Below are 14074 nucleotides of genomic sequence, written 5' to 3' on the forward strand. Positions count from 1 at the left end.
TTTCCAATAAGCCAATTGCCCAAATCCGAGTAGCTGTTACTGGCAGGTTTTTTTAGCTTCTACTTTCGGTTTCCACTTTTTTATGATATAAAACATTATAGCAATCATTAAAAGTCCAATCAAAATAATGAAAGTAATTATTAGATATGAGTTCCACAAATTAGTGTTTTCATTAAGTTTTGATGCACCAAAATATGTAGTATAATTGTAAATTAAGTGAGCAATAAAGCTTAACATTAAACTCTTTGTTTTCAGAAATATATACCCTAAAACCAAACCGCCTAAAAAAGCACTTAGTAAACCTGTGCTTGAAAAGAAATGACCAATACAAAAAGCCAATGCTGACAACCAAATTGATTTTCTAAACCCCTTTTCATTTAATATTTTTTGCGCAATTATTCTTCTGTAATATAATTCTTCCAAGAATACGCTCAAAACCATCATAATTAAAAATCTCGGTAAATTTGTAATTGATTCTAAAATATCATTATTAAAATTCCAGTCCATTAATTTGTAAACCAATGCAGGAATGAAATAATTCAGCAAACATAAACCAATAATTCCAAATGAGATTGGAAACAAATATTTATAATAAATTTCTAAATCAACTTTCTTCGGTAAGTTTTTAAAACTAAAGCCTGTTAAAAATAAACTTGCCAAAACTATAGAAGTTATATTTACAATTTTATTCCCCCAATAAGTTGTGATTTCTGTTGCGGAATAATATCCTATCAACAATATTGTTAAGCTTATAAATAAATTTAAATAAAGTCGATTAGTCATTAATGTTTTTTTTGTAATTCGTTTTTTTTAAACTTGCCTGTAGCTTATTTATATGTCTTATAAAATCATACATAGCTACCCAAATTAATATAGATATGTATGATTTTAATCACGCATTATTTTTTCAGGGAAAGTATTTTTTCAATTTAAAAAAGGTTTTATTCACAACTACTTATCTTTGAAACCTAAATTTATACTGCTGTTTTAGAATGCCAATATGGATCTTGCCATTCTCTTTTAAGTGCGCAGTCAAAAGGATGTATTTTTCTTCGGGATAGTTTATATCATAACTAAAGACAGTATCTTTTACTTTAACCTGAAGCAGATGTTTTCCATCACCTGATGTTGACAATGCTACTGTTTCATACGAAGGCAGCGCATTTGTTGCATTCAAGTTAATATCCTGAACTTTCTTTTTATCCAGAAGTACTTCCAGTTTTAATTTATCAAGTTTCATATTTGTTGGCTGTTCAAACGAGACAACATATTTTTTACAACCAAAAGTTGATAAAAGAATGAATAGTATTAGGAGCTTTTTCATAAAAATGTTTTTAGTTACAAGTGATCGACTCTATTGTAATATTTTATAAATATAAATAATTTTATTACAAATCAATTGTCCGGAAAAAGGAAGTTTTCATATTTTAAACATAATAATTCTCAATGACTAACTTATAAAAAGCTAAAGAAATAGCACTTGTAAACTCATCAAAAACGTACTTTTTTGTCCTAATTTATAAATCAGTACTCCTGAATTATAAATTTATTCCGGTTCAAATACGGCCAATCATAGCTTTGTGAAAATTTTAATTCTAAAAGCTTATGAAAAAAATCATCTATTTTATCACACTGGTATTTTTACCAACTTGTTTACTGGCACAAACAGAAGAAGAGTCAGCAGTTAAAAAATGTATTCAAAATTACATTGATGGTACCTCGTACAACAAACCTGAATGCATCGAAAAAGCATTTTATCCGGAGGCCAATCTATTTTTGAGCCACAAAGACAAAGAATTATGGATTGTACCCATTAGCGAATATACTTCATGGTTTAAAAATGATAAGCAGGGACAGTTTAATGGTCGCGTAGGCAGGGTTATTTCAATTGATTTATTTAACAATATAGCTTTGGCTAAGGCCGAAATACTAATACCCGACAAAAAAATGGAATTTATTGATCTTTTTTTACTCAAAAAGATTCAGGGCGAATGGAAAATAATCAGTAAGTCCGCTGGCAGTATGACTAGTAATAAATTAGGGCAGCAAATTTTATTTATTGTTTCCAATGCTCATTATTACGGCAAATCGACCATAGCAACGGGCAATAGTTTTGCTGAAATAGTAAATGCTTACAATACTTTTAAAATAGCAGGTTACAACGTCGATTTTGTAAGTCCTGAAGGGGGAAGTATTCCATTAGCCTACATCAATACCTCCGACACTTTACAAAAGCAATATTTATTTGACCCGGATTTTATGTATGCGATAAAAAATACTAAAAAGCCAGAAGAAATAGATTCCAAAAATTACAAGGCTGTTTATTACGTTGGCGGCGGAGCTGCGATGTATGATGTACCAGAAAACAAGCAAATTCAAACTATTGCCTTAAAAGTATATGAAGAAAATAAAGGGGTTATTTCTTCTGTTTGCCATGGAACCGCCGGAATTGTGAACTTAAAAACAAATGATGGCAAATATTTAGTAGCGGGGAAAAAAATTAGCGGTTATCCCGATTCCTTCGAAAAACAAGATGGAGCCTATTTTAAGCAGTTTCCTTTCTTAATTCAAAAGACAATTGAAGCGAGGGGTGGCACTTTTAAGTTTTCCAAAGGTGATGTCTCACATGTAGAAACGGATGGGAGAATCGTTACTGGGCAAAATTTTCAATCATCAAGCGACGTCGCTTTAAAAATTATAGAAATACTAAATGGTGCAAAAACAAATAATGAACTTTAGTAGTAACTGATCGGCACAAATGAAAAATCGTAAGCCTGTAACATAAAATTTACAGGCTTTTTTTATCATTCCCTGCGAAATTATGATCTAAAAAATACCTTATTTTTTCATGCTATAATCATCCAATAAATTTCTAAAAAAAAATGCATTTTAGAGCAAAAAAAATCGCTATTTCCTTGATATTAATTAGGTTTAACGGATTATTTTTCTTATCTTTATATTATAAATAACAGATAATATATGCCAAAAAACAAACTATTTCAAAGCCAAAATTTCCCTTTAGAAAATTATTCTTTTTACTTCTTTATGCATTTTATTTTTCGAAAAAATGCTTTCCACTATTCTTTAGAAACTTTGCTTTCTAATCTTTTTTCTGCACAAAATATAAAAGCGCAGAAGACATCAGAGCAACCGCTCCAATTCCTATCGTAATTATTTTTCGTGGATATATTTTCTGACCTATTTTTTTAGAAAATGTAGCTGCAAAATCAAACCAAAGATTTCCTTTTTTAGGATGCTCTTTCGACTCTTCATGTTCATTTTTCACTAAACACTCTACGCCTATGACTTCTTTTTCTATTTCAACAACTTCATTAGCTTTATCCGCAATCTCAATCTGTTTTGCTTCTTCAATTCTACATTTTTCATTAAATTTTTTAAAAGGTCGCGGTTGAAAATCAACCATAACTGCTGCGAGATTTATTGCATCAATATTTGATGGATCTGTTTCGCCTTTAAAGAAAGTTTCAATAGGCCTGAACTTGTCTTTTTGTTCCTTAAACTTATTTTTTTTAGTATGATCAAAATCTAAACAAAATAAATTTCTAAAAACATTTAGGTCCTCTTTCGTTGGGTTATTTTCAAAAATGAGCCAGCACAAGTCACGGAGTTTTCCGCGGGAAGGGTTATACAAAAAATCAAAATGTTCTGCTTCTTTTTCTATCTCGTATTTAATTTTAATCGCTTTTTTATATTCTTCTAATGTATGATGCATGGTATTTTTTAAGATTTTTTGGAATCTCAGAAAAACGTAACAATTCTGATAATTCCGTATAAAAAAAGACTTCAAAGCGCCTTTATTTTTCCGTAGAAATTAGTTCCCGTTTTATGTACTGATTAAAACAAATATATAAAACTAGTTCAAATTAAAAATGTGGAAAACCGTAAACGGGCTGATTTCTTCAAAACTCCATTTTTCATCTTTTTTTAATAGTGCGAGACAACCTTTTTAGTGGTTTTTATCTCTATTAAATAAAGGTCGGGTGTGTTTTTAAATTCACAAAACATGTTCTAACAAACCTAATTTAGTATGCATTGTATTTTGTTTTTCAGGAATTCGCGGGAATCTCAGGAAAACGCGGGAATTCTGGGAATCCCTTATCAACAAAGGGCTAGAAGCGCCTTTCCTTTGCCATAGAAATTAGTTCAAGTTTTGTCTGCAGATTAAAACAAAAATATAAAACTAGTTCAAATTAACATTGTGGAAAACAGTAAGACCGAGTTTATTCGGGAAGTATAAATAACGTCTTACAGTTCTACACTTTTTACTTCCCAAAATCAATTTGGTGTCGCCATTAACAAGCGCCGGAATATTCCGGACGGCCATACCCATGTCTAATTTCTAAATTAAATTAAAATGAAAAAACTAATACTTTTAAGCGCTTTCGCTTTACTATTTACTATATTTTCTTGTACTCCGGATGAGATTGAAACTCAACCAAAAAAGAAAATCGAAAAGATTACTAATCCTATCCAGGCTGAAATTCCTATTCCTGGTGGTCCTGGTGACGAACCAAAATTTCCGCCACCTCCGCCACCGTCAACTGATAAATAAATATATTTTTAGTATCTAATTAATTACTATTTTCGGGGAAAGTAAATTTATATGTTACGGTCCCCGTTTTTTTGTTTTATTATTCTTCTTTTCATTTCCTGTCAGGAAAAAAAGACTGTCGATATTAACACAGAACCTATCAAAAAAGAGGCATTTACTTTACGAGATAAAGCAATTGAAAATAGATCCAAACAAAACTTTAATGTCGCTTTTTACGAGTTCAATAAATCAAAACAACTTTTTGAAACTTTAAAAGACAGTGCCAATATTGGATACATACTTATTGAAATGGCATTCATTCAACAAGTCAATGGAGACTACTATGGAAGTAAAGAAACTGTTACCGAAGCCTTAGCTTATTATAAAAAAAGGAATGCATACACCTCTTCAATAAATAATACATTAGGTATCGCTGATAAAGAACTATCCCTTTACGATGATGCTATTTTTTACTATAAGGAAGCCATTAAAGATGAGCCAGATCCTGTTGGTAAATACATGCCCATAAGCAATATTGCTGCTGTCTATATCTACCAAAAAAAATACGATAAGGCGATTACAATTCTAGAATCAATTTTACGAAAGAAATTTTTGGAAAATAAAGCCACAGCATCTACTAAAGCAAGAATTCAAGACAATTTAGGTTATGCCTATTTTAAAAACGGAATGAATGAAAAAGGATTCTCTTTAATGACTGAAGCGCTTCATAGAAGAGACGAAATCAAAGACTCTTATGGAAGTATTGAAAGTTATCTGCATCTGGCTGATTACTATTCCAAAAAAGACATTCAAAAATCAGATGAAAATGCTTTTAAGGCTTACAATATTGCTACCAAACTAAATAGTGTTGATGAAAGATTAGAAGCGCTTCAAATTATAATTTCAAATAATCACAGCGGTCAGCACAGCAAATATGTGCAACAGTATTTTACACTAAATGACAGCATCATTAAGGTTAGAAATAACTTTAAAAATAAATTTGCCAAAATTAAATACGATGCTAAAATAGAAAAAGACGAAAACGCAAAACTTCGTTTAGAAAAAGCAGAAAATCTTTTGTCACTTCAGCAAGCTAAATATTTACGGATTGTTTTTGGAATTGTTTTTATTTTTCTAGTCATTTTAATAGCCATTTTAATTCGCTATTATAAAAATAAAAACAAGGTTACAGCATTTAAAACTTCGTATAACACCGAAACCCGTATTGCTAAAAAAATCCATGACGAATTAGCAAACGATGTGTATCATGTAATTGCTTTTGCCGAATCTCAACCTCTATCTAATGAAAGTACTAAAGAGAATCTACTCGAAAAATTAGATGATATTTACGGACGGGTGAGAGGAATTTCAAAAGAAAACAATAGAATTGAAACCGGAACAGATTTTACCAACAGTATAAAAGAAATGCTTTTGGCTTTTAATACCAATGAAAGAAATATCATTGCCACTAATTTAGAAGATATCAACTGGGAAATTATTGACGATACAAAAAAGATAACCATCAGTAGAGTTTTACAGGAACTAATGGTGAATATGAAGAAACACAGTAAGGCAAGTTTAGTGCTTATAAAATTTGAAAATGATCACAAATCTATTTTAATACACTACACGGATAATGGTGTAGGATGCGAAAAAACGAAGATGACAAAAAATGGCCTCCAAAACATGGAAAGCCGTATTCAGGCCGTTAAAGGAACTATTAATTTTGATACAGAACCTGATAAAGGGTTTAAGGTCAAAATTTCAATGCCGAAGTAAAGTGAAATTGCAAAATTTAAATTCTATATTCTATACTTTATACCTAAAAACAATTATCATTTGTATCTTGATAAAGCATTACTTTATCATAAATGACTTTTACCTGAGTATCACCGAAGCCATAAATACTTTCCCTATTACAGAATTCTTTAAACACTTTATGAAAGTCAGTAGAAACATTTTTTATAATGTCTTCGATAACTTTTTCGGGTCTTCCTTTTGAGCCATCTTTTGGGAAACGTTCAATATGAGCCTTTACTACTTCCTGCAAATATGGAAAAGCAAAAGATTGATTTTTTGCAAGGTAAATTAATTGGTCAAAATTGTTGTCTTTATAGGCTGTCCATAATTCTTGTCCTAATTGTAAGTCAGCATCACTTAAAAGAACTCTATCAGCAAAGCAAGCTTGAAGCTGACTTGCATTAGCTGGTCCAAATCCATTCCAAAAATGCTTATTCTTTCTGTCTAAATAGGAAGTATAAACGGCATAAACTTTTCTCTTTACTGGCAAACTATTGATGACCGAAATAATAAACCACATGTTTACCTGGCAGAATAGGTCATACTCAAACCAAAGATTGAATTCGGAATCGCCGCGCACATTCATTATTTTTTCAAATTCACTTACAACCTTGTCGTGATACTCGGCTTCTGTAACTTTCAAATACTTCGCTCTTGAATGCCAAAAATTTTGCAAGTCATTGCCTGATAAATCTCCGTCAATAAGTGCTTCTCTAACAACGATTATGTCTCCTTCAATTTTAGTGTCAGGAAAACTGTAAGCAATAGAATCACCATTTAAAATATTATAAATCATGTTTGTGATGCTTTTTTGTGTTACCTATAATGTTCTGTTTACTACAGTGGGTTTGGAAGTAAATTAAGCCCATTCTTCGGATTTGCCAAATCATCTCAAATACAAAACCAACTTTCCACTAAGCCAATTGCCCAAATCTATAGGAATAGCTGTTATGAGGAGTATTACCATTCCCGCCACTCTTCGGTTACATCTTCGTCTTTTTGGTTATAACCTTTTTTATAGCCTGCCGAAATAATAATTTCTGCAATTTGTTCTCTTTCACCTGTCTCAATAAGTTGATCGCCACATTTTTTATTGAGTTCATTTAACTCTTGGATTTTTGACTTGATTATTTCAATTCCATCTTTTTTTGAGGTACTCTTTGCGATTTCTAAAATATAGCTTTGCAAGATTATTACACATTGATTTACATCTTTCTCGGTATAGTCTGGATTTGCTTCATTCATGTAGTTAACCATACCAGTTTTCAAAGTTTCAATATTAATCAATAATTCTTGATACTCTTTTGGAACATCAGATTTTTTAAAATCATACTTGTTAGAATTCTGCGCACATGAATTAAGGGAAAATGCTAAGAGTAGAAAGATTTTTATTTTCATTGTTTCTATTTAAACTAAATGCTGTCTAATATTGCTTATAACGTTCTGGTCTACAGCTGGGTTTGAGACTAAATTAAGATCATTCTTCGGATTTGCAAATTATCCTAAATACAAAATCGGCTTTCCTTTAAGCTTGTTGCGCAAATCCATAGGAGTATCTGTTAGCAGTAGCCTTTTCTTCTGGCATATTTCTTTATTTTTTTGTATTTTGTATTTTCAAATTCAATTGTTCGAGTACAAATATTTGTGCTTAAGTACTTTTGAACTTTTTTGCCATTATTAAAATGTTCATCTTCATAATTTGAATAAATGATATAGCTTTTTCCAATTTGAAATTTTATTCCACAATCTCCGTTACCCAAACCTGTATAAATTGTCAAAGTATCTGTTTTAATTTCGCCTTTTAACCTTTCAATTATAAGAACTTTATATTCCACTTTGGCAAAATTCAAGTTTTCATTATATTCATTTTTTTCTTCATAGACTTTACGCGAAACTATTTTTCCTGTAAACACAACATTAGTATTTTCAATTTCTTTTTTCATTTTAGATTTACCAATGCAACTACAAGCAAATGAAAAATTTGTTGAAAATATAAAGAATACAATAACTAATAATTTCTTCATTTTTAATTATATATAATTTGGTTTATTCTCAATTTTCTGATAAGGTTACTGCTAACGTTCTGGTACTACAACGGGTTTGGGACTAAATTAAGCCCATTCTTCGGATTTGCCAAATATTCCAAATAAAAGACCATTTTTCCATTAAGCCAAATGCCCAAATCCGTTGTACTGGCTGTTAGTGGCTGGCTTGTTATTATTTAAAATATATCTTTTCAAATTCTTCAACACTTTCCTCTATTTCCATTCTCACATCAAAAGTTAATTGTTCAGTTTTTAAACTAACTCGCAAAAATTCATAGTATCTTTTATCGACAAAAGAAAACATAAAACCAACCAATTCGCAAACTCTATTTAGATCAGAAAAATGCGTCCATTTTATCAGCTGGTTAGAAATAAATATTTTTTCGTTTTCAGTTAATTCATCAACGTTATAAAACTTCTGAAATTTTTCTGCAAGAATTTCCAATAATTCAATTTGCTTCTGTTCGTCAAGAAATAGTGAGCTTTCAATAAGTTCTGCAAACAAATCGTGAAAATATTCTTCCGAGATAACTTCTAATAGGGATTGAAATTTAGAATCAATATTGCTTTTATTGTTCATATTTTATTTTTTGTTTCTGCGGATTTCTTGCCACTAACTTGTATATATATCTGACAAAATCCGATTTTTCTACCCAAAATTGGGTCGCTATGTCTGACAAATGACAGTGTTTATTTATTTTCAAATATATTCTTTTTCTTTTCTCAAATTACAAAATAACATCCATTAACAACAACATCTCAAAAAATCCTATTTCTGTCTGCTCCAGAACACTCATTCCCGTAAGAACTGTTAACTTCCCATAAAAAGAGTCAATCTATAGTCTTTCCTCTTTATCCTTTCCTCTTTATCCTTTCCTCTTTATCCTTTCCTCTTTATCCTTTCCTCTTTATCCTTTCCTCTTTATCCTTTCCTCTTTATCCTTTCCTCTTTATTCTTTCCTCTTTATTCTTTCCTCTTTATTCTTTAGACAAAAAAAACCTCCCAGAATTTTACTTCTGAGAGGCCTCTACTAATAACTAATTAAAATGGTATTCTACTTCCAACCCCCGCCTAAGTCTCTGTAAACATGAACTGCAGCGTTGAGTTGTTCTTTTTTAGTATCGATCAGTTCTAATTTCGATTCTAATGCGTCACGTTGTGTCATTAAAACTTCAAAATAATCAACTCTGGCCGATTTAAATAAATCATTAGACACATCAATCGAAGTGTTTAACGCATCAACTTGTTGTGATTTTAGATCATAACTCTTTTGAAGATTATCGATTTTAGAAAGCTGATTAGATACTTCTAAATAAGCGTTTAAAATAGTTTTGTCATAATTGTATAAAGCCTGAAGCTGTCTTGCATTAGCGCTTGAAAACTCCGCTTTAATTGCATTTCTGTTAATCAAAGGCGCGGCAAGATCTCCGGCCAAAGAATACAAAATAGATTCAGGGAACGTAAACAAATAAGAAGGTTTAAAAGCCTGAACTCCAAACGCTGCAGAAATATCAAGTGACGGATAAAATTCGGCACGCGCTACTTTTACATCTAATTTGGCAGCAACCAATTCTAATTCGGCCTGTTTTACGTCAGGACGGTTCATCAACAATTGCGATGGCATACCGGCGCTAACTGAAGCTGGCAACAACGTTAAGAAATTGGTATTTGTTCTTTTAATTTCCTGCGGATAACGTCCTAACAAGAAATTAATTTTATTCTCATTTTCTTTGATTTGCTGTAAAATGTCAAACTCCAAACTTCTTGAAGTTAGAACCTCAGCCTCAAATTTCTTAACACCCAATTCTGTTGCTCTCGCCGCTTGCTTTTGAATTTTTACAATTTCCAAGGCATTTGACTGCAATTTGATCGTTTGTTTTACAATATCCAATTGCGTATCCAAAGCCAATAATTCATAGTAAGAATCCGCTATTTCAGCAATAAGATTGGTAACCACAAAGTTTTTACCTTCAACAGTAGCCAAATATCTGTTTACGGCTGCTTTTTTAGAATTTCGTAGTTTTTTCCAAATATCGACTTCCCAATTTGCATAAGCTGCAATAGTAAAATCTCCAAGCGGATCAGGCGTTTCTACACCTGGTTTTATTTCTGTAGTGGCATCACCAGCCCCTTGGCTGGTGTACCTTCCTACTTTCTCTACTCCAGCTCCGGCGCGTACTCCGACAGTTGGTAATAAAAGGCCTTTGCGAACCCTAACATCATTTTTTGCTATTTCGATTTCCTGTAGCGTCATGTTTAACTCCTGATTGTTTTTCAGGGCCACATCAATCAAATCAACAAGGTTTTGATCTTTAAAGAACTCATTCCATTTTACAGTAGACGTATTCGTTGTATCCTGAGCTTTTGCAATTCCAAATGCTTCAGGAACAGGTGTGCTGGTCGTTGCCGTCTCTGCTGCCGGAGCTTTACAGCCCGCAACAGCAAGACATAAACCTACCACAACACTATATTGATATAATTTGAATTTAGACATGATTGTTATCAATTTCTTCAGTTAATGGATTTTCTTCTTCGTTTTTAACCAGTTTGTGTTTCTCCGCAATTCTTCCGAAGATGTAGTACAATCCAGGAATTACAAATACGCCACAAATAGTTCCGATAAGCATACCTCCGGCAGCAGCAGTACCAATGGTTCTGTTACCAATTTTACCCGGACCAGAAGCAAATGCAAGCGGTAATAAACCAGCAATAAATGCAAATGAAGTCATCAAGATTGGACGGAACCTCGCTTTCGCTCCCTCCATTGCAGCTTCAAGAACAGTTTTACCGGCTGCATGTCGCTGTATCGCAAACTCTACAATCAGTACGGCATTTTTACCTAATAAACCAATAAGCATTACCATGGCAACCTGAGCATAAATATTATTCTCTAATCCCGTTACTTTCAATAAAAGGAAAGCTCCAAAAATACCTGCCGGTAAAGAAAGGATTACGGATAGTGGTAAAATGAAACTTTCGTATTGTGCAGCCAAAACCAGGTAAACGAATCCTAAACAGATCAGGAATACCCAAATTGCCTGATTTCCCTGTGCTACCTCATCGGCAGAAATACCTGCCCAGTCAATATCAAATCCTCGAGGTAATTTTTTAGCCGCAACTTCCTGAATTACTTTAATCGCCGTTCCGGAACTATATCCCGGAGCAGGACCTCCACTAATTTCTGTTGAGGTATACATATTATGTCTCGTAATTTCTGAAAGACCGTATACTTTTTCTAATTTCATAAAGGCAGAAAAAGGAACCATTTCATCGCGGTCATTTTTCACATACAATTTCAAAATGTCGTCTGGCTGTGCCCGATATTCCGGTGCAGCCTGAACGATTACTTTATAGTTAATTCCGTATTTAATGAAACTGATTTCGTAGTTACTTCCCACAAGAGTTGACAAGGTGTTCATCGCATTTTCGATAGAAACTCCTTTTTGCTGTGCCAAGTCATTGTCGACTTTCATCATGTATTGAGGAAAACTCGCACTAAAGAAACTAAATACGTTGGATAGCTCTGGGCGTTTGTTCAATTCTTCAACAAACTCTTTATTAACCTCTTCTACTTTTTTGAAATCACCCGCACCCGTTTTATCCAGTAAACGAAGCTCAAATCCTCCTGCTGCTCCATATCCTGGTACTGCTGGCGGTTGGAAAAATTCGATATTAGCACCCGGAATATCTTTTGATTTTTCTTCCAGTTCGATCATAATTTCCTGTACCGATTGTTTACGATCGTTCCAGTCTTTTAAGTTGATCAAACAAGTTCCCGCATTCGATCCGGTACCTTCGGTCAAAATTTCGTAACCAGCCAATGAAGAAACTGATTTTACTCCTTCAACAGTTTCGGCTATTTTTTGCAGTTTTTCAGCAATATTATTGGTTCTTTCTAATGATGAACCCGGCGGTGTCTGGATAATCGCATAAAACATTCCCTGATCCTCATTTGGAATAAACCCTGAAGGAACGGTGCTACTAATCAACCATGTTCCGGCACAAAATCCAAGAAGTGCTATAATAGTAACGGCTCTTCTGTTTACGATTTTAGCTAATACATTTTGGTATTTACCCTGAGCAAGATTAAACTTATTATTGAAACCATCAATAAATCGGTTTACAGGTGTTTTCTTTTTAGGTTTACCGTGATTGTTTTTTAGCATCATCGCACAAAGCGCCGGTGTCAAAGTCAAAGCCACAATACCTGAAAGGATAATCGCCGTTGCCATTGTAATCGAGAACTGTCGGTAAAATACTCCAACCGGACCAGACATAAACGCAACCGGAATAAATACCGCTGCCATTAAAAATGTAATCGCTACAATAGCTCCTGCAATCTCATGCATCGCTTTTTTAGTTGCTTTCAATGGCGAAAGATGTTCTTCCTCCATCTTGGCGTGAACGGCTTCAATAACTACAATCGCATCATCGACGACGACCCCAATCGCCAGAACCAAAGCAAACAACGTAATTAAGTTCAATGAAATATCAAAGAAGGTCATGAACACAAAGGTTCCAACCAACGAAACCGGTACCGCAATTGCCGGAATAACCGTTGAACGCCAGTCTCCTAAGAAAAGAAACACAACCAAACCAACCAAAATAAAGGCTTCGATCAAAGTGTGAATTACTTTTTCAATAGAAGCATCCAGGAATTTAGAAACGTCATAGGAGATTTCGTAATCCATTCCTTTTGGAAATTTTTGTTTGATTTTTTCCAATTTGGCTTTAACGTCTTCAATAACCTGATTTGCATTACTACCAAAAGATTGTTTCAATACAATAGCCGCAGATGGTCTTCCATTCAAATTAGAATAAATATCATACATCGAGCTCCCAAATTCAATTTTTGCAATATCTTTCAAACGTAAAAGCTCTCCGTTGCTGTTTGATTTTACTACAATATTCTCATATTGTTCTTTGGTTGTAAAACGTCCGGAATATTTCAATACATATTCAAATGCCTGAGAACGTTTACCAGAACTTTCTCCGGTTTTACCAGGAGAAGCCTCCAAACTCTGACTTGATAATGCTTCCATTACTTCATCAGCAGAAATTTTGTAAGCCAGCATACGATCTGGTTTTAACCAAATACGCATCGCATATTCACGTGTTCCTAAAATATCTCCGGAACCTACTCCGTTTACCCTTTTTAATTCTGATAATACGTTGATATCGGCATAGTTGTAAAGAAACTTCATGTCGGTATTTTTATCCGTACTATAAAGATTCACATACATTAACATACTCGGAACTTCACGGGTAATCTTAACACCTTCTCTAACTACCAACGGAGGAAGTTTATTAGTAACCGAAGCTACACGGTTTTGCACGTTAATCGCAGCCTGGTTAGGATCGGTACCCAAATTAAATACAACCTGAATACTCGCTTCACCATCATTTCCGGCATCAGAGGTCATGTATTTCATTCCCGGAACTCCATTTAGAGCTCTTTCTAACGGAATAACAACAGATTTGATCATCAATTCACCATTCGATCCAGGATAATCTGCCGTAACGTTTACCATCGGTGGCGATATCGAAGGAAACTGGGTGATTGGTAAATTCATCACCGACAATATTCCTAAAAAGACAATAACCAACGATATTACTATCGACAGTACGGGTCTTTGTATAAATTTATTAAACATTTTTATATTTTTTTAATGATTA

Annotated in this window: 12 protein-coding genes; 3 read left to right on the forward strand and 9 right to left on the reverse strand. The window is 33.3% G+C overall.

The features are described 5' to 3' along the window. Positions 1-36: 36 nt before the first annotated feature. Both AC3ITQ_RS21500 and AC3ITQ_RS21505 read right to left on the reverse strand, forming a co-directional pair. A complete protein-coding gene (locus AC3ITQ_RS21500) occupies positions 37-783 on the reverse strand; it encodes a CPBP family intramembrane glutamic endopeptidase (protein WP_489236116.1) in 747 nt (248 codons plus the stop codon). Positions 784-955: 172 nt separating this feature from the next. Next, the gene (locus AC3ITQ_RS21505) at positions 956-1324 is read right to left on the reverse strand and encodes a hypothetical protein (protein ID WP_489236117.1); all 369 of its coding nucleotides are present in this window, start codon (positions 1322-1324) and stop codon (positions 956-958) included. 281 nt (positions 1325-1605) lie between these two features. Between AC3ITQ_RS21505 and AC3ITQ_RS21510 the strand changes: the two genes are divergently transcribed. Further along, on the forward strand, positions 1606-2739 hold the full coding sequence (locus AC3ITQ_RS21510; protein ID WP_489236118.1) for a nuclear transport factor 2 family protein: 1134 nt from the start codon (positions 1606-1608) through the stop codon (positions 2737-2739). A gap of 361 nt (positions 2740-3100) precedes the next feature. Here the strand turns inward: AC3ITQ_RS21510 and AC3ITQ_RS21515 are convergent, their stop codons facing one another. Next, entirely contained in the window at positions 3101-3733 is a 633-nt protein-coding gene (locus tag AC3ITQ_RS21515) for a hypothetical protein (RefSeq protein WP_489236119.1), read from the reverse strand. A gap of 642 nt (positions 3734-4375) precedes the next feature. Between AC3ITQ_RS21515 and AC3ITQ_RS21520 the strand changes: the two genes are divergently transcribed. Together AC3ITQ_RS21520 and AC3ITQ_RS21525 are read left to right on the forward strand one after the other, a co-directional pair. Beyond that, complete coding sequence (locus AC3ITQ_RS21520; RefSeq protein WP_489236120.1) at positions 4376-4573, forward strand: hypothetical protein; 198 nt, start codon at positions 4376-4378, stop codon at positions 4571-4573. Between the two features lie 51 nt (positions 4574-4624). Further along, positions 4625-6331, forward strand: a complete 1707-nt coding sequence (locus AC3ITQ_RS21525) for a tetratricopeptide repeat-containing sensor histidine kinase (RefSeq protein WP_489236121.1) — start codon at positions 4625-4627, stop codon at positions 6329-6331. A gap of 43 nt (positions 6332-6374) precedes the next feature. On the opposite strand, the gene AC3ITQ_RS21530 is transcribed toward AC3ITQ_RS21525, so the two are convergent. From AC3ITQ_RS21530 to AC3ITQ_RS21555, 6 genes are all read right to left on the reverse strand, one after another. Next, the gene (locus AC3ITQ_RS21530; RefSeq protein WP_489236122.1) at positions 6375-7148 is read right to left on the reverse strand and encodes a DUF1835 domain-containing protein; all 774 of its coding nucleotides are present in this window, start codon (positions 7146-7148) and stop codon (positions 6375-6377) included. 164 nt (positions 7149-7312) lie between these two features. Further along, the gene (locus tag AC3ITQ_RS21535; RefSeq protein ID WP_489236123.1) at positions 7313-7750 is read right to left on the reverse strand and encodes a hypothetical protein; all 438 of its coding nucleotides are present in this window, start codon (positions 7748-7750) and stop codon (positions 7313-7315) included. A 161-nt stretch (positions 7751-7911) separates the two neighbouring features. Further along, entirely contained in the window at positions 7912-8376 is a 465-nt protein-coding gene (locus AC3ITQ_RS21540) for a hypothetical protein (RefSeq protein ID WP_489236124.1), read from the reverse strand. Positions 8377-8569: 193 nt separating this feature from the next. Then, on the reverse strand, positions 8570-8977 hold the full coding sequence (locus tag AC3ITQ_RS21545; RefSeq protein ID WP_489236125.1) for a hypothetical protein: 408 nt from the start codon (positions 8975-8977) through the stop codon (positions 8570-8572). A gap of 475 nt (positions 8978-9452) precedes the next feature. Beyond that, positions 9453-10892 carry a TolC family protein gene (locus tag AC3ITQ_RS21550; protein WP_489236126.1) on the reverse strand — a complete coding sequence of 480 codons (1440 nt, stop codon included), beginning with the start codon at positions 10890-10892 and terminating at the stop codon, positions 9453-9455. Then, entirely contained in the window at positions 10885-14052 is a 3168-nt protein-coding gene (locus tag AC3ITQ_RS21555; RefSeq protein ID WP_489236127.1) for an efflux RND transporter permease subunit, read from the reverse strand. Before AC3ITQ_RS21555 ends, AC3ITQ_RS21550 begins: the two co-directional genes overlap by 8 nt. Between the last annotated feature and the right edge of the window lie 22 nt (positions 14053-14074).

The organism is Flavobacterium sp. KH_001, assembly GCF_057840745.1.